Below are 15,581 nucleotides of genomic sequence, written 5' to 3'. Positions count from 1 at the left end.
ATGAGGCGTCCGGCGCAGGCGCCGGACGCTGGATTCATGCATTCAGGAACGCCCTGGCAGCCTATTTCGAGACGTCCTGTCCGAAATACTTGTCCGAGATCTTCTGATAGGTGCCGTCGGCCTTGATGTCCGCCAGGGCCTTGTTGATCGCGCCAAGCAGTTCCGGTTCGCCCTTGCGGATGATGATGCCGGAATAATCGGCATTGTCCTGCTGCGCTGCGATCTTTACCGGCGCGTCGGGTTTCTGCTTCTTGAAATCCAGGAAGGAGAGGCTGTCATTGATCGTCGCGTCGGCGCGGCGTGTCAGCACAAGCTGGATCGACTGGTCGAAACCGTCCGTACCCACAAGCTCGGCGCCCGACTGCTGGGCGATCTTCCCGAAGTTGCTGGTCAGCGACTGGGCGGATTTCTTGCCCTTGAGATCGGCAAAGCCCTTGATGTCGCTATTGTCCTGGCGAACGATCAGCACTGCCTTGGAGGCGATGTAGGGCTCGGAGAAATCGTATTTCTGCTTGCGGGCTTCGGTGATGCCGACCTGGTTGATGACGGCATCGTAACGCTTGGCGTCGAGGCCGGCGATAAGGCCGTCCCACTTTCCTTCCAAAAACTCGGCCTTGACGCCGATTTTCGCGGCAACGGCTTGCCCGATCTCCACGTCGAAACCGACGAGCTTGCCGCTTGCGTCATGGAAGGTGAATGGCGCGTAGGTCCCTTCCGTGCCGATCTTGACGACACCGGAGGATTTGATGGCAGCGAGATTTTCGCCGGCGAGGGACGGCGTAAGGGCCGCCGCGTGAATAAGGGCCGCCGCGATAATGGTTTTCAGCCGGAACATTTAGGTCATCCTTTCAGCAGTGCTTGCTGGCGACTAGATGACAGAAAATAGGACGCGGCGATTGAAAGAAAACCGCAAATAAAGCCGGCAAATGCGAATATTTTGCTCACATACGGTGGCAGCCAACCGACAGCCACGACTTCCGTCTTCGCACGTAGATGCACGTCACGGCTGTGGATTTACGCCACTCGACCGTGTCGATGCCTGTGGCGCACTGAATTCAACGCAAAAAATTCCAAACATCCTGAACCCCTTAGCGATGAACGTGCCGTTTTCGCGCGCACTCGCCTCCGACGCGATTGACATAAATCAATGACGGCCAGATTATATTCAACATGGATACAATATATTCAAATAGAATACAAGAGGAAAGCGGCGGCGTCCGCCCACTCTCCACGGTCCTGAAGACCATGGCGGTGCTGGACGTGCTGGCATCGAGCGCCCGCGGCATGAAACTGCCCGAGATCGCGTCGGCCATGGCGTTGTCGCGACCAACCGCCTACCAGCGGCTGCTCACGTTGATCGAAGCCGGCTGGGTCGAGCAGGATCAGGAGATGCGCTACCGGCTTTCGATGCATGCCTGCCGGCTTGCCGCGGCGGCCATGGAGCAGGCGAATCTCGGAACGCGGGTTCAGCCGATCATCGAAATGCTGGTCCATCGAGTGAAGGAGACGGCTTCGCTGGCAGTGCTCGATCGCGGACTGCCTTGCATAGTCTCGCGTGTCGAATCCCAAAGCGTGCTGCGTGCGGAACAGAAGATCGGCACGACCATGTCACTCGAAGGTTCCGCATCCGGCCGCATCCTGACCGCTTTCGCGGACGAACTGACACTGGCCCGCCTGACGGAAAGCGGCGAGCCGCTCGCTTCGGAGGAGCTCCTGGGCGAAGCGCGCGCGAACGGTTACGCCTTGTCGAGCGGCTATACCCATAGCGGCGTCGTCGCCATCGCCGCGCCGATCTTCGATCTCCACGGCAAGTGCACGTCGACGATCTCGCTGGTCATGCCGGAAATGCGCTTCGACCTCGAGAGCTTCCGCGAGCCGCTTCTCGAAACCGCCCGAACCATCACGAAAATGCAGCAGGGAGAACGTTGACGGTCATGACCGCGACTTCCGAACAGGTGGCAACGCCCCGACCGCGCCCGAGCCATGAGGTGATGAAGACCTCACGGCTGGCGGCAATCCAGCCGAGCCGGCTCAGCGGCACCCGCGCCTTCATGAACAAGATGATCCGCGAGCGCTGGGACATCTCCAACGTCCTTTTCAACGTGGATGGAAACGCCGAAGGAACCGTCGTTTACTCCATCAAGGCGCCTGACCAGGAATTCTCCTTCATCGGCTTTTCCCGTCCGCCGAGCCGCACGGCTCGTACCGGCCGTATCATCGGCCAGGCCTGGGACATGATGGGCGCACTGATCGAAGGGCCGGCGACCGAAGTCGAGATCGAAACGGCGCGGCGGGAAATCCCCAAGCTCTATACCGGCCGGGCGACCGCAGGAACGCTCATCTGGTGCCGCTCGAACCGCTCGATGCGGGTCTTCGACCAGACGCTCGAAGCGCTTGCCGAAGGCCGTCAGCCCTCCGTCGCCGATCTTTCGAAGGTCTGTTACCTGATGCGCAATACCGGCCTCGACGGCAACGGCACGTTCGGGACGCGCTCCTTTCCGTCGCTCGGTGCCCGTCATTCGCTCGGTAGTGTCCTGCAGGCCCAGTTGCTGACCGCCTACCTGATGCGGGAATTCTCCTGCGACCTCGTCGAGCATCTGGCGGCCAAGAAATCGGAGACCGCCGTGCGTCTCGACCCGCAGCTTCGCCGCTATATCGGCGTCGGCAATGGTTCGGCGCTCGGCCTTATCTTCTTCGTCCACAAACATCCGCGCCTGATCGACGGGCTTCTGTCCGCGCGCGAAGCCGCGATTGCGATGGCCCGCGCGCTGAAGCTCGATGGGTCGGATCCCCGCATCGCCAGGCTGCTCGGACTTCTCCGCCAGGCAATCGTGTTCCGCAAACAGGACCGGATGGTCTACGAGACATTTGCTTCCAGCGCCGAAGTGGCGTCCGACCTCGAAAAGGTCGTGGCAGCACTCGAAGAATTCCGCCGCAGCGGAACGGTGTTTGGCCGTGCCACGGATTTCCCGCTTGACGTGCTTGCCGCCGAATTCGAAGCCCACCTCATTCCGGAAGCCTTCGAGACTTTCCTGTCGTTGCTGATCGAACTGGTGCCGGAACAAGCCGACCGGCTGTTGTCAGCCATCGATGCTCCCGACGAATTCAGCATCTCACCGGCCGAGACGGTCGAACAACTGATGGCGCTTGTCGGGGATGAATATCGGTGGGCGCTCGACACCGACATGGCTGGCCCCGAGGCCTATAAATATGTCTGGTACAAGTCGGAGACGGCGGAGGAACCGCGCCGCGGCGCCCGGGAGGAGGTTCCCGATGCGCTCGACCTCGGCCTCGATGTCTGCGGCGGCATCCAATCCCTTTTTGCCGATCTCGGCAGCGCCGATGGTTCGCTCAGCACCGCCCGTTTCCTGATGAAACATCCCGAACACCGCTACATGGTGGCGCGCATTCAGAGCCTGCGCGGGCGGGACTATCACACGCCCCGCGCCAACATTAACGCGGAGGCTTTTGTGCCGATCGATCTCGTGCGGCTGATGAATGTCGGCATCCACGGCATCGACAAGACCCGTGACTTCCTGAACCGCAACCTGCGCGGCGTGCTCTATCACGGCGCACCGACCCCCGACGATCTGCGCGCCGGCTATACCGGCACTTGGTATTACCCGGCGGAGCCTGTTCTATGACATCCTCGCGTTCATCTCCCTCCATGCGCGTCATGCCTCGCGAAATGCGGCTGATGTCGGAGAGGATCCTTTCGCTGAGCAGCCTGCCCAAAGGCTTCTTCCTGACAGTCGGCGACATTCCGATGTATTCGCAAAAGCTCGGCCTTGGCGGTTTCAAACTGCTCGAGCAGCGGTTCGAGAGCTTCAAGTCGGCGGCTCCCGCCCGTATCGCGATTGCTTCCGAAGCCGGCAACCGCATGACGCTCGATGCTTGCGGCGAACACGCATGGTTCGTGCTGCCGACGGCGATCGATCTTCTCGGTGAGCTGACAACCCGGTTCGGGTCGGTGGAGCTGACCATAACAGGAGCCACGGATGCCGAGGAACTTGCGCTTGCCGCGCGTTTTGGCGGGCGATCAGGGCTCTCGATCTCCGTATTCGGCAATGTGTTGAAGGCTGTTCCGGCAGCTGTCACCGGCGACCTTCGCAACGACGATCCTCTTCTCTGGTCGCTTCTGGAAAACGGCGCCGAGATCGAGAGCGACCTCTGGTGGCGCATCTATCACCTTGCGAAGCAGGCGCTTGCGACCGACAGCGTCGTCTCGCGCCGCCATGCCGGCCCGATGATCGTCAACGAGGACGGCACCGTCATCGGCCGCAAGGACAATGACGACGAGACGGATGTCTCCTTCCTGTCGTCCAGCATTTCCGAACGTATAAAAGAGGGCGCGAGATCATGATCATCGACGGTTTGCAATGTGGGCATTTCGATCGCGCCGCCTTTGAATCCCTGAGGGCAGGGGATGTCGGCGGGGTCGTCAATACCTGCGGCTTCTGGGAGGGCACCGTTGAATCGATGGACTCGATCGGCCGCTGGCGCGACCTGGTGCGCGAAAACTCCGACATTGCCGAGATCGCCCTTACCGCAGGCGACATCACGCGCATTTCCAGCGCGGCCAAGGTCGCGGTCATCATGGGTTTCCAGAATGCCAACCTTTTCGAAGGGCGGATCCGCTTCGTCGAGATGTTTGCCGAACTCGGCGTGCGCGTCGTGCAGCTCACCTACAACAACCAGAACGAACTCGGTGGCTCCTGCTACGAGGCCGAAGATTCCGGCCTTGCCCGTTTCGGCAAGGAAGTGGTGCGTGAGATGAATGCTGCCGGCATTCTGGTCGATTGCAGCCATGTCGGCGACCGCACGACGCTCGATGCGATCAAGGTTTCCGAAAAGCCGATCGCCGTCACCCATGCCAACGCCCAGTCGCTGTTCTTCCACAAGCGCAACAAGTCGGACGACGTCATCCGGGCGCTGAAGGATACCGGCGGCGTGATCGGCTGCGCTGCCTATCGCAACATCACCGGCGACGACTTCTGCGCTTCGATCGAAGCCTGGTGCACGATGGTTGCCCGCACGGTGGATCTTGCCGGCATCGACTCCGTCGCGATCGGCACCGACAAGAGCCACAATTTCACCGCTCCCGATTATGCGTGGATGCGCAAGGGGCGCTGGACCCGTGGCGAGGACTATGGCGCCAGCGCCCCCGGCAAGCCGCTCAAGGCCGCGCCGCCGGAATGGTTCCAGAAGGTCGAGGACATCAGGGTAATCCCGGACGGCCTGCGCGCCGTGGGCTTCTCGAAAGAAGAGGTCGCGAAGATCACCCACCAGAACTGGCTGCGGCTCTACGAAGCCACCTTCAGAAAATCATAAAGAGGAGAACTGCAATGACTGGAATGAAGACATTTCTCATGCCTGACCGCCGCCGTTTCCTGAAGACGGCCGGCGCTGCGGTCACCGCCTCGCTTGCCGCTCCCTATCTCGCTCGCGCGCAGGAAAAGATCCTCTACGTGAACACCTGGGGCGGTCCCTGGGAGGCTGCGGCAAAGGCGCATCTCATCGATCCCTTCACCGCAGAAACCGGCATTCAGGTCAAGACGGTTTCCCCGGTCTCGTTCGCCAAGCTCGCCCAGCAGGTGAAGACCGGCACCTACGAATTCGACGTCACCACGCTCGGCGGCGGCGAACTGGTGCGCGCCAACCAGGCCGGCATCATCGAAGAGCTGAAGGAACCCTACAAAGGCGGCCTCTTCGAAAACGGCGTCGCGTCACATGCGTTCGCCACCGTCATGGCCTGGCGCAAGGACAAATATAAGGACACTCCGAAGACCTGGGCCGATTTCTGGAACGTCGAGAAATTCCCCGGCGGGCGGTCGCTGCAGCGTTATGCGTCGCGCGTCATCCCGATCGCGCTTCTGGCCGACGGCGTCGCGGTCAAGGACCTCTATCCGCTCGATGTTGACCGGGCCTTCAAGTCGCTCGACAGGATCAAGCCGCATATCCGCGTCTGGTGGACTGCCGGCGCCCAGTCGACGCAGATCCTGCGTGACGGAGAGATCGACATGATCGGCATCTGGCACGGCCGATATTTCGAGGCCGAGAAGGCTGGCGCTCCGGTTGCCATGACCTGGAACCAGGGCGAGATCGAGCGCGCCTATTGGGTTGTCGCCAAGAAGACACCGAACCTCGAGAACGCCAGGAAATTCGTCGAGTTCGCAACCAGTGCCAAGCCGCTCGCCGGCTTCTCCAAGGCTGCGGACTACGGCGCGCTGAACCCGGCCTCCAACCAGTTCGTGGATCCAGCGGATGCCAAGCGCATGCCGACCTCGCCGGACAACTACAAGCTGACCTTCGAGCAGGACATGGCGAATCTGGGCATAGACCCGGCGGAGCTCGCCGAACGTTTCGAGGAGTGGGTCGCGAGCTGATCCGCTCTCCTGGATCAACTTGACCTGCTAGCCGGCATCGCGCGGAGCGACCGCGCGATGCCGAAACGATCCTGCCTGCCATGAAAAGGGAACGGCAATGGGCATCAGCCTTTCAAAACTGACGGAAAAGACGAACATCTGGCCCTGGCTGCTGCTGGCGCCGCTCGGCATCTACATGCTCATCTTCTTCGCCGTGCCGCTTGCCGAAGTGGCGATCATGAGCTTCACCGAGCCGAAGGTCTCGCTTGCGAACTACCAGAAGGTCGTCACCGGCGCGCTCTACCAGCGCGTCTTCCTGAACACGTTCGTGACGGCCGCCTTCGTCACGCTCTGCTGCCTTCTGGTCGGTTATCCGCTGGCCTATCTGATGGCGCATTCAAAGCCGCGCACGGCAATGCTGATCTTGCTGCTCGTCACCATGAGCTTCTGGACCAGTTTCCTCGTCCGTACCTATTCGTGGATGGTTCTGCTCGGCAATAACGGTCCGCTGATCGCCTTCCTGCAGATGATCGGCGTCGACAAACCGCCGCAGCTTCTCTTCACCCGTTTTTCCTCGACGCTCGCCATGGTGCATATCCTGGCGCCCTACATGATCATGAACATCTATTCGGTGATGAAGAAGATCGACCCGGCGCTGATCCGCTCGGCGGAAAGCCTGGGCGCCAAGGGCTGGTCGCTGTTTAGGCATGTCTACCTGCCGCTGACGGCACCGGGTATCGCCAATGGTTCCGTCCTGGTCTTCGTCATCTGCCTCGGTTTCTACGTGACGCCGGTTCTGCTCGGCAGCCCGCGCGAGCAGATGGTCGCCGGTCTGATCGGCCACCAGATCGAGGAGTTCCTCGCCTTCGGTCTGGGCTCCGCCATGGCGATGATCCTGCTCGTGGTGACACTCATCATCCTCACCATTTATCACCGCCGTTTCGGCCTCGACAAACTCTGGGGGTGACCGAACATGAACACGTTCATGCGCTGGGCCGGTTTCATCGTCGTGCTCTTCATTGCAGCACCGCTCGTCATCGTCGTGCCGATGTCGTTTTCGAACGCGAGCTCGCTGCAATTCCCGCCGCCGGGTTACTGGCTTGGATATTACCGGGCTTATTTCACCAGCATGGATTGGCTGATACCGACCTGGAACAGCATCCTGATCGCGACTGCGACGACCATCCTCACCATGGCCCTGGTCGTGCCTGCAACCTTCGCCCTGGTGCGCCACAAGTTTCGCGGCAAGGGGTTTGCCGACCTGATGATGCTGATGCCGATGGCAGTGCCCCATATCGTCATGGCGGTCGGCTACTATTCCTATTTCGGCGATCTCGGGCTGGTGCACAGCCATCTCGGCGTCATCCTGGCGCATACCTGCCTGTCGGTCCCGATCGCCTTCCTCGTCCTTTCGGCCAATCTCAAGGGTTTCGACCGAAACCTTGAACGCGCCGCGCAGAGCCTCGGCGCCAGTCCGGCAAAGACCTTCCTGCACGTCACCCTGCCGATCCTGCGGCCGGGCCTGGTCATCAGCTCGCTCTTCGCCTTCATCCAATCCTTCGACGAGACGGTGGTGGCGATCTTCATTTCCGGCCGCGACGCGGAGACCCTGCCGCGCAAGATGTTTGACAGCATTCGCCAGGAGGCCGATCCGGTGATCGCCGTCATCTCGACGCTGCTGTTCTTCGTCGTGCTGCTCGGCATAGCGGCTCCCTATTTCGCCAGCGCGCTGCGCAGCCGCGCTCCCAAGCCGAGCCGGCCGGCCGGCGCACATTGATCCTCGCAAGGACTTCCCCAAGGACTTCCCATGACGAACTATCTGCAACTCTCCAACATCACCAAGACCTACGGGCATTTCACAGCGCTCGACGATGTGAGCCTGTCGGTCGACAAGGGGGAGTTCGTGACCTTCCTGGGGCCGAGCGGCTCGGGCAAGACGACGACCCTGATGATCATTGCCGGTTTCGAAAAGGCGAGCGGCGGCACGGTGCAAGTCGGTGGCCGGTCGATCTCCGAGCTTGCGCCGCACGAGCGCAATATTGGCATCGTGTTCCAGAACTACGCCTTGTTTCCGCACAAGACGGCGGTGGAGAATGTCTATTTCCCGCTGCAGATGCGTGGCGTCAGCCGTTCGCAGGGCCTGAGGCAGGCAGAGGACATGCTGTCGCTCGTCGGTCTCAAGGGCTTTGGCCATCGCCATCCGAAGGAATTGTCCGGCGGCCAGCAGCAGCGGGTCGCGCTTGCCCGCGCACTGGTCTTCGAGCCCTCGCTGCTTCTGCTTGACGAGCCGCTCGGCGCGCTCGACAAGAACCTGCGTGAGCAGATGCAGATCGAGATCAAGCGCATCCAGCGCAGCCTCGGCGTGACGACCATTTTCGTGACCCATGACCAGTCGGAGGCCATGTCGATGTCCGATCGCATCGTGGTGTTCGAGAAGGGACGTATCGAGCAGGTCGCAGCACCCCTGGATATCTACCATCACCCGCAGACCTCCTTCGTCGCTGCCTTCATCGGCGAGAGCAACCTGATCCCGGCAATCATTACCAGCGGGACCGACAGAACGGCCGAAAACCCGACGCTTGGAGCCGTCCAATACGCTGGCGAAGATACTCTTGCCGATGGCCAGAAGGTGACGCTTCTGATCCGCCCGGAGCATATCAAGCTGTCACGCAACCCGATCGAGGGCCGCAAGAACGCCCGCATGATCGTCGAGACGATCGTCAACTACGGCGACAACGCACTCGTGATCGGACGGGCAGGGGAGATCCCCATGCGCGTCAGGGTGCTCGGCGCCGATGTGGTGATCATCAAGGAAGGCGAGGAATGCTGTATCAGCTGGGCGCCGGACGCGGTGTTCGTGATCACCAAATAGGGTTGCGCTCGAAGCGCCTCGTAAATTTGGCGACACCTTAGGTCAGAAAACCCTACAGCAGCTCGTATTTTTTTAGAATTTCTTTTATTTTCTCGTCCTGAGACTCGTCTGGAAGCAGGGCAGGCTGCCTGCTCGCGCCAACCGACTTGTCCTGAAGGTAAAGCGACCGCTTGACCATGGCGGGCGCAAAGCCCAGCGCATAAAGCTCGGTGCGAAAGGCGGTATAGATCGCCTGCTGACGCTCCGCTTCCGCGATGTCGCCGGAATTGAAGGCCGCAACGATGCCGGCGAGCACGTGCGGCAGGGCGTTGCCGAGGCCTGATATGCAGCCAGCAGCGCCGTTCTGGAGCGACCACAGGACAAGATGGTCGGGACCGGAATAAACCTCGAATCCTGGGTTTTCTTTCGAGACCTGGAGGTAGGCTGCAAGAGTTTCCTGAGCGCCGCCGGAATCCTTGATGCCGGCGATATTGCCGTGCCCGGCAAGCTTTGCGGCCGTCGCCGGCTCGATGTGGTTCTGGGTCCGGGCGGGGATGTCATAGAGATAGACCGGCGTCTTGACCGTATCCGCGACCGTCGAGAAGTGGCGGACCAGTCCGTCCTGGGTGCAGGCGATAAAGAAGGGGGTGATGACGGCGATGCCGTCGACGCCGATCCGGTCAAACTCTTTGGCGAGCTGCACCGTTTCGAAGGTGGCAGGCATCCCGGCATTGACGATGACTTTGGCGCGGCCTGCCACCTCGTCAACCACGTGTTCCGTCAGGCGGATCTTCTCTTCGTGGGTGAGAGCTGTGAAATCACCATTGGTGCCGGCGCACATGATGTTGTTGCCCGCCGCCACCTGCCGGCGGACCTGGGCGCGGGTCGCCTCGAAATTGATCGTCTCGTCTTCGTTGAAGCAAGTCACAAGTGCGACAAAGGCATTTCTGGTCATTCAATCAACTCCGCTTATCCGCCGTCCGGCGGTGTGTCATGCACGTTTGAGACGGGCTGCCCGGTGTTCGGCCTGAACATCCGGGTCCGGATCGAGGCTCGCCGCCAGGAGCGCTTTTGTATAGGCTTCCCGGGGCGTCTCGAAGATTTCCCGGACCGTTCCCAATTCCACCACTTCGCCCTTCTGCATGACCATGACGTAGTCCGCGAAGTCACGAACGACGGGCAGGTCGTGGGCGATGAAGATGAAGGAGATTCCCATGTCCCTTCGCAGCTTGTCGAGAAGCGCGATGACCTGGGCCTGCACCGACACGTCGAGCGCCGACACCGCCTCGTCGCAGACGATCAGCTGTGGTTCGAGCGCAAGCGCGCGGGCAATTGCAATCCTCTGTCGCTGGCCGCCGGAGAACTGGTGCGGGTAACGGCTCATGTGCTCGGCCGAAAGGCCGACCTGCACCAGCAGTTCCGCGACCCGTTCCCGCCATTGGCGCTTTGGCAGAATGTCGGGATGGATGGCCCATGCTTCGGATACGAGCTGGAACACCGTCATGCGCGGATTGAGCGACTGGGTGGGGTCCTGAAACACCATCTGAAGGTCGCGGCGGAGCTTGTAGAGTTCCGATGGCGAGAGCTGAAAAAGATCGCGCCCCTTCCAGTGAGCCGTACCGGCGTCTGGCTCGTCCAGCCTCAAGAGAACGCGGGCAAGCGTCGATTTGCCCGAGCCGCTTTCCCCGACGATCGCCATGGTTTCGCCGGCTCTCAGATCGAACGAGACGCCCTTCAGCGCATCGAAAGAGCCGTAGCGTTTGCGTATGTCCCGGACGCTGAGCAGCGGTTCGCCCGACAGCTGCGCGATGTGCATCTCGCCCTTTCCGGGGGCGGCGCCGATCAGCTTTTTGGTATAGGGATGCTTTGGGTTCTTGTAGACGTCGCGAACCGTGCCGGTCTCGACCAACTCGCCTTTTTCCATGACAACGACGCGATCGGCAATTTCGGCCACCACGCCGAGATCGTGGGTGATGATCAGCACGCCCATGCCGGTTTCCCGCTGCAGCTCCTTCAACAGCGCCAGCACCTCGGCCTGGACCGTCACGTCGAGCGCGGTGGTCGGCTCATCGGCGATCAGCAGGTCGGGGCGCAGCGCAAGCGCCATCGCAATCATCACGCGCTGACGCTGGCCGCCGGAAAATTCGTGCGGATATTTGCCCATGGCGCCTTCCGGATCGGGAATGCCGACCCGCGTCAACAGGCGCACCGCTTCGCTCCTGGCCTGTTCGGCCGGCATGCCATGGGTCGTCATCGCTTCGCGGATCTGCCATCCGACGGTATAGACCGGGTTCAGATGGCTGAGCGGGTCCTGAAAGATCATCGCGATCCGCCGGCCGTTTGCCTCGCGGCGGGCCTGGGGCGGCATTGTCAGCAGGTCCTTGCCATCAAGCAGGATCTGCCCGGCACTGATCCGGCCGGGCGGCATGTCGATGAGGTTCATGATCGCCGCTGACGAAACCGACTTGCCCGATCCGCTCTCGCCCAGGATCGCCAGCGTTTCGCCGCGGTCGAGATGATAGGAGATGTTTCGCACGGCATGCACGACGCCGGCGGCCGTGTGGAATTCGACCGAGAGGTTGCGGACTTCCAGCAGGTGCTCAGCCATTCTTTCGGCCTTTCATTTCCAGGCGCCAGCGCTGAACCGGGTCGAGCGCGATGCGCAGCCAGTTCGACAAAAGGTTGAGCGACAAGGTCGTCATGATGATTGCCAGTCCGGGCCAGAACGAGAGCCACCAGGCATTGGTCAGATACTGGCGCCCCTGGGAGATCATCAGCCCCCAGGTGATCGCGGGCGGCTGGATGCCGATGCCGAGGAAGGACAACGCGCTTTCGGCAAGCATGACATAGGCGAAGTCCAGCGTCGCCAGTGTCGTGAGCGTCGGGAAAACGACCGGCAGAATGTGACGGAACAGGATGCGGTTCTGCGAAGCGCCCATCACCCGCGCCGCCTGCACGAACATCCGCTCGCGGATCTCCAGCACCTCGGCGCGGGTGGTGCGCAGATAAACGGGGATGCGGGTGATCGACAGGACGGCGACCAGGTTCAGGATCGAGGACCCCAGGAGATAAAGGACGATCACCGCGATCAACAGCGAGGGGAAGGACATGATCACGTCCGCCAGGCGCATGATCACCTGCCCGACGCGGGGCGAGGAAAAGCCGGCGACGAGGCCGAGCAGCGTGCCGGTGACCGACGACAGGATCACCGCGCCGGCTGCGACCATGATCGTATTCTGGGTCGCAACGATGATGCGGGCGAGCAGCGGCCGGCCGAGAGCGTCGGCCCCCATCCACCATACCCATTCACGGCTCCAGTCGAACGGCGCGAGGTTGCGGCCGCGCAGGTTCTGCTTGGTGGCGAGCTCACCGAGCCAGGATGGCCCGACCAGGGCAAGTACGATGATGATGAGCAGGAAGATTACCGCGCAGAGCGCGAATTTGTCGGCCCAGAGCATCCGTGCCATGCGGACCGGGAAGGGGGGCTCGTGGGTGATCGTCGTATCGGAGGTGGAAACACTCATCGTTGCGCTCCTCAATGACGGATGCGCGGATCGAGAAGCGCATAGGCAAGGTCGATCAGCAGGTTCATGAGGAAGATCGCCAGCGCGGTCACCAGGATCGCGGCAAGGACGACGTTGAAATCCCGCTGCAGGATCGAGTCGATCATCAGCTTGCCGACGCCTGGAAAACCGAAGATCGTCTCGACCACCACGGCGCCGTTCAACAGGCTTGCCGCCTGGTCCCCGATGACGGTGATGACCGGCAGCATGGCGTTGCGCAGGGCGTGGATGAAGATGATCGGGCCGGCCTTGACGCCTTTTGCGCGGGCCGTCTTCACATAGGCGGAGGATAGCGCGCCGATCATCGAGCCGCGCACCACCTGGACGATGATGCCGAAGGGACGGACGAACAACACGGCGATCGGCAGGATCCAGTGCAGGATCGAGCCGGTGCCGGAGGTCGGCAGCCATGCGAGGTTAACGGAGAAGACGACGATCGCGACGATGGCCAGCCAGAAATCCGGGACGGAGGCGCCAACGAGTGAGATGATCGAGGAGAGCCGGTCGAAGAAGCCACCGGAACGAAAGGCGGCGAGCGAGCCGACGACGATGGCGGCCGCCGTGACGAGCGACATGGTGATCACGGCGAGCCAGAGCGTCCACACGAAGGCTTCCGTCACCACACCCAGCGCCGGCCGTGCCTTGCGGAGCGATTCACCGAGATCGCCGGTTACCACGTCGCCGACATAGCGCCCGAACTGCACCATCAGCGGGTCGTTCAACCCGTGAAGCTCGCGGAACTGCTGCTTCATTTCGGCCGAAGCCTCGACGGGCAGGAAGAGAGCGGCCGGATCGCCGGTCAGGCGGGACAGGAAGAACACCAGCACAAGCAGCCCGACCAGTGAAATCAAGCTCGCCACGGAGCGCTTACGAATGAAACTGAGCATGTCGCCCTCGACTATTATGGCGGCGGATGGGTACCCGCCGCCTTTGGGTCGTGATTGGAAATCCGGTAGCCGGTTTCCGCTGACTATTTGATGCCGATCTCGGACAATTGCAGCATCGAATTTGTAGCGATGGTCGGTTTGAAGTCGATACGCGGTGAAACGCGCGAGAAGCCGACCATGTGGAAGAGAAGGCCGTCTGCAACCACGTCGTCATGCAGGTAGGCGATCAACTGCGACCAGAGCTTCGCACGTTCGTCGCCGACTGCCGCCGAGGCGCGCTTGATCAGGTCGTCGACCTTTGGGTCGGAAAAGCCCGACTGCGTACCCTGCGAGGCATATTTGAAGAACATGGTGAAGGACGGATCCCCCTTGGAGTTGTCGTGCATGGCGGCGACGATGATCGGGCCACGACCTTCCTTGAAGGGCTTGGAATAGTAGCTCTCGTGCTCGGCGACTTCGACAAACTTCAGATCGACCTTGAAGCCGACTTCCTGGAGCTGCGACTGAACCGCTTCCATGATTTCGGTGACGTTCGGGAAGTTTGCCGTGCGGGCGATCAGCGTGATCGGCGTATCGACCTTCACGCCGGCGGCCTTGGCCTCCGCGAGAAGCTTCTTGGCGCCTGCCGGATCATAGGGAAACACCTTGACGTTCGGGTTCCAGCCTTGCGTGGTCGGCGGAACCAGCGCCGTCGCGAGCACGGCACCATCCGGCACCAGCGTGCCGATGAATGCCTGACGATCGATGGCCAGATTGAGCGCCCTGCGAACGCGCACGTCGTTCAGCGGCTGAATGTTGTGGTCGAGACGCAGATAGACCGTCTCGCTGTCGAGATAGGAGAAGTCGGTCTTCGGATCGGTTGCATCCAGCTGCGAGATCGACGGAGAAAGATCCGCCTCACCAGCCTTCACCATCGCCGCACGCACGGACGGATCGGAGCGGAACAGATAGGTCGCCTCGGTCACCTGCGGCTTGGCGCCCCAGTAGTCGCTGCGGGCGGCCAGCACGATCTGCTGACCCGGCGTCCAGTTCTTCAGCGCATAGGGGCCGGTTCCGATCGGCTCGCGAATGAATGCCAGCGGAGTTTCTTCCGGGACGATCGTCACCAATGACATCAGCAAAGGCAGGATCGGCTGGGCCGGGTCGGCCTTGAAATCGATCGTGTTGGGATCGACGACATTGGCGCTGATCTTCATGCCGCCGAAATAGCGGCGAGATTCGCAGGCATTCTTGTCGCTCATCACGCGATCGAAACTGTGCTTCACGTCCTTGGCGTCGAACGTCGTCCCGTTGGAGAACTTGACGCCCTGGCGGAGATGGAACCGCCAGCTGCCGTCCTGGGTCTGCTCCCATTTTTCGGCAAGGCGCGGCATCACGCCCTTCTTGCCGCGTACATCGAGCTCGGTCAGGGTTTCGCTGACATTCTCCATGATGATACGACCGATGTTGGAACGGGTCGCCATGCACGGCTCCAGCAGATCGGCTTCTTCGGGCAGCACGATCTTGATAGGACCGGACCCCGCGTAAGCCGGCGCAAGCGCAGATCCAAGGATCAGCGCGGTCATCAGCATCTTCTTCATGTGGTTCACCTCCCAAGTGAATATAAATTGATCAGACACCGTTCCGATCGACCTGCCGTGGCCCGGTGGATGAACGGCTGATTTGGTGATTGGCGAGCCGACCCGTGAAGGAAGACCGATGGCGATTTAGAGGCTCAATCGTGGGGCGTTCGGGTCTTGGACCGAAAATTTCCCCCGACGGCAGGGCCACATATTTCGCTGCACCGCGATCGCCTACTCCTCCTGTGCTATTCTCCTCCAAACCATGTTCTGTCCTGCGCACTTTGTCAAATTGTTTTGCGATGTAATTTTTTGAGAAAAATTCATTCGTAAAAATACCGTTATTTTCCATATTG

The 15,581-nt window shown here is 61.3% G+C and carries 14 protein-coding genes; 8 read left to right on the top strand and 6 right to left on the bottom strand.

Features of this window, described 5'->3' with window-relative positions; genetic code table 11:
• Positions 1-61: 61 nt before the first annotated feature.
• Positions 62-835, bottom strand: a complete 774-nt coding sequence (locus tag C5J24_RS10355) for an amino acid ABC transporter substrate-binding protein (protein WP_105417710.1) — start codon at positions 833-835, stop codon at positions 62-64.
• A 335-nt stretch (positions 836-1,170) separates the two neighbouring features.
• Between C5J24_RS10355 and C5J24_RS10350 the strand changes: the two genes are divergently transcribed.
• The 8 genes from C5J24_RS10350 to C5J24_RS10315 all read left to right on the top strand — a co-directional run bounded on the left by C5J24_RS10350 (position 1,171) and on the right by C5J24_RS10315 (position 9,237).
• Positions 1,171-1,929, top strand: a complete 759-nt coding sequence (locus C5J24_RS10350; protein WP_245441188.1) for an IclR family transcriptional regulator — start codon at positions 1,171-1,173, stop codon at positions 1,927-1,929.
• A gap of 5 nt (positions 1,930-1,934) precedes the next feature.
• The gene (locus C5J24_RS10345; RefSeq protein WP_245446607.1) at positions 1,935-3,644 is read left to right on the top strand and encodes a hypothetical protein; all 1,710 of its coding nucleotides are present in this window, start codon (positions 1,935-1,937) and stop codon (positions 3,642-3,644) included.
• A complete protein-coding gene (locus C5J24_RS10340) occupies positions 3,641-4,363 on the top strand; it encodes a hypothetical protein (protein ID WP_105417708.1) in 723 nt (240 codons plus the stop codon). Before C5J24_RS10345 ends, C5J24_RS10340 begins: the two co-directional genes overlap by 4 nt.
• Positions 4,360-5,331 carry a dipeptidase gene (locus C5J24_RS10335; protein WP_105417706.1) on the top strand — a complete coding sequence of 324 codons (972 nt, stop codon included), beginning with the start codon at positions 4,360-4,362 and terminating at the stop codon, positions 5,329-5,331. The genes C5J24_RS10340 and C5J24_RS10335 overlap by 4 nt, the downstream gene beginning before the upstream one ends.
• 14 nt (positions 5,332-5,345) lie before the next feature.
• On the top strand, positions 5,346-6,386 hold the full coding sequence (locus tag C5J24_RS10330) for an ABC transporter substrate-binding protein (RefSeq protein WP_105417704.1): 1,041 nt from the start codon (positions 5,346-5,348) through the stop codon (positions 6,384-6,386).
• A gap of 97 nt (positions 6,387-6,483) precedes the next feature.
• Positions 6,484-7,332 (top strand): ABC transporter permease, encoded by an 849-nt coding sequence (locus tag C5J24_RS10325; RefSeq protein ID WP_105417702.1) that lies wholly within the window; start codon positions 6,484-6,486, stop codon positions 7,330-7,332.
• Between the two features lie 6 nt (positions 7,333-7,338).
• Positions 7,339-8,142, top strand: a complete 804-nt coding sequence (locus C5J24_RS10320) for an ABC transporter permease (RefSeq protein ID WP_105417700.1) — start codon at positions 7,339-7,341, stop codon at positions 8,140-8,142.
• Positions 8,143-8,172: 30 nt separating this feature from the next.
• Positions 8,173-9,237, top strand: coding sequence for an ABC transporter ATP-binding protein (locus C5J24_RS10315; protein WP_105417698.1), 1,065 nt, complete (start codon positions 8,173-8,175; stop codon positions 9,235-9,237).
• Positions 9,238-9,289: 52 nt separating this feature from the next.
• Here the strand turns inward: C5J24_RS10315 and C5J24_RS10310 are convergent, their stop codons facing one another.
• The 5 genes from C5J24_RS10310 to C5J24_RS10290 form a co-directional block, all read right to left on the bottom strand.
• Positions 9,290-10,171 (bottom strand): dihydrodipicolinate synthase family protein, encoded by an 882-nt coding sequence (locus C5J24_RS10310; RefSeq protein ID WP_105417696.1) that lies wholly within the window; start codon positions 10,169-10,171, stop codon positions 9,290-9,292.
• Between the two features lie 36 nt (positions 10,172-10,207).
• Positions 10,208-11,824 carry an ABC transporter ATP-binding protein gene (locus tag C5J24_RS10305; RefSeq protein ID WP_105417694.1) on the bottom strand — a complete coding sequence of 539 codons (1,617 nt, stop codon included), beginning with the start codon at positions 11,822-11,824 and terminating at the stop codon, positions 10,208-10,210.
• On the bottom strand, positions 11,817-12,740 hold the full coding sequence (locus C5J24_RS10300) for an ABC transporter permease (RefSeq protein ID WP_105417693.1): 924 nt from the start codon (positions 12,738-12,740) through the stop codon (positions 11,817-11,819). Before C5J24_RS10300 ends, C5J24_RS10305 begins: the two co-directional genes overlap by 8 nt.
• 11 nt (positions 12,741-12,751) lie before the next feature.
• Positions 12,752-13,666 carry an ABC transporter permease gene (locus tag C5J24_RS10295; protein WP_105402768.1) on the bottom strand — a complete coding sequence of 305 codons (915 nt, stop codon included), beginning with the start codon at positions 13,664-13,666 and terminating at the stop codon, positions 12,752-12,754.
• A gap of 83 nt (positions 13,667-13,749) precedes the next feature.
• Positions 13,750-15,246, bottom strand: a complete 1,497-nt coding sequence (locus C5J24_RS10290) for an ABC transporter substrate-binding protein (protein WP_105417691.1) — start codon at positions 15,244-15,246, stop codon at positions 13,750-13,752.
• Positions 15,247-15,581 lie beyond the last annotated feature (335 nt).

Source organism: Neorhizobium sp. T25_27 (genome assembly GCF_002968565.1).
Classification (GTDB): domain Bacteria; phylum Pseudomonadota; class Alphaproteobacteria; order Rhizobiales; family Rhizobiaceae; genus Neorhizobium; species Neorhizobium tomejilense.
The sequence above is the reverse complement of the archived record's forward strand: the minus strand, read 5'-3'. Positions and strand labels throughout refer to the sequence as shown.

Coding starts and splice junctions, on each gene's coding strand:
- C5J24_RS10355 (WP_105417710.1), bottom strand. CDS start 835: ATGTTCCGGCTGAAAACCATTATCGCGGCGGCCCTTATTCACGCGGCG.
- C5J24_RS10350 (WP_245441188.1), top strand. CDS start 1,171: ATGGATACAATATATTCAAATAGAATACAAGAGGAAAGCGGCGGCGTC.
- C5J24_RS10345 (WP_245446607.1), top strand. CDS start 1,935: ATGACCGCGACTTCCGAACAGGTGGCAACGCCCCGACCGCGCCCGAGC.
- C5J24_RS10340 (WP_105417708.1), top strand. CDS start 3,641: ATGACATCCTCGCGTTCATCTCCCTCCATGCGCGTCATGCCTCGCGAA.
- C5J24_RS10335 (WP_105417706.1), top strand. CDS start 4,360: ATGATCATCGACGGTTTGCAATGTGGGCATTTCGATCGCGCCGCCTTT.
- C5J24_RS10330 (WP_105417704.1), top strand. CDS start 5,346: ATGACTGGAATGAAGACATTTCTCATGCCTGACCGCCGCCGTTTCCTG.
- C5J24_RS10325 (WP_105417702.1), top strand. CDS start 6,484: ATGGGCATCAGCCTTTCAAAACTGACGGAAAAGACGAACATCTGGCCC.
- C5J24_RS10320 (WP_105417700.1), top strand. CDS start 7,339: ATGAACACGTTCATGCGCTGGGCCGGTTTCATCGTCGTGCTCTTCATT.
- C5J24_RS10315 (WP_105417698.1), top strand. CDS start 8,173: ATGACGAACTATCTGCAACTCTCCAACATCACCAAGACCTACGGGCAT.
- C5J24_RS10310 (WP_105417696.1), bottom strand. CDS start 10,171: ATGACCAGAAATGCCTTTGTCGCACTTGTGACTTGCTTCAACGAAGAC.
- C5J24_RS10305 (WP_105417694.1), bottom strand. CDS start 11,824: ATGGCTGAGCACCTGCTGGAAGTCCGCAACCTCTCGGTCGAATTCCAC.
- C5J24_RS10300 (WP_105417693.1), bottom strand. CDS start 12,740: ATGAGTGTTTCCACCTCCGATACGACGATCACCCACGAGCCCCCCTTC.
- C5J24_RS10295 (WP_105402768.1), bottom strand. CDS start 13,666: ATGCTCAGTTTCATTCGTAAGCGCTCCGTGGCGAGCTTGATTTCACTG.
- C5J24_RS10290 (WP_105417691.1), bottom strand. CDS start 15,246: ATGAAGAAGATGCTGATGACCGCGCTGATCCTTGGATCTGCGCTTGCG.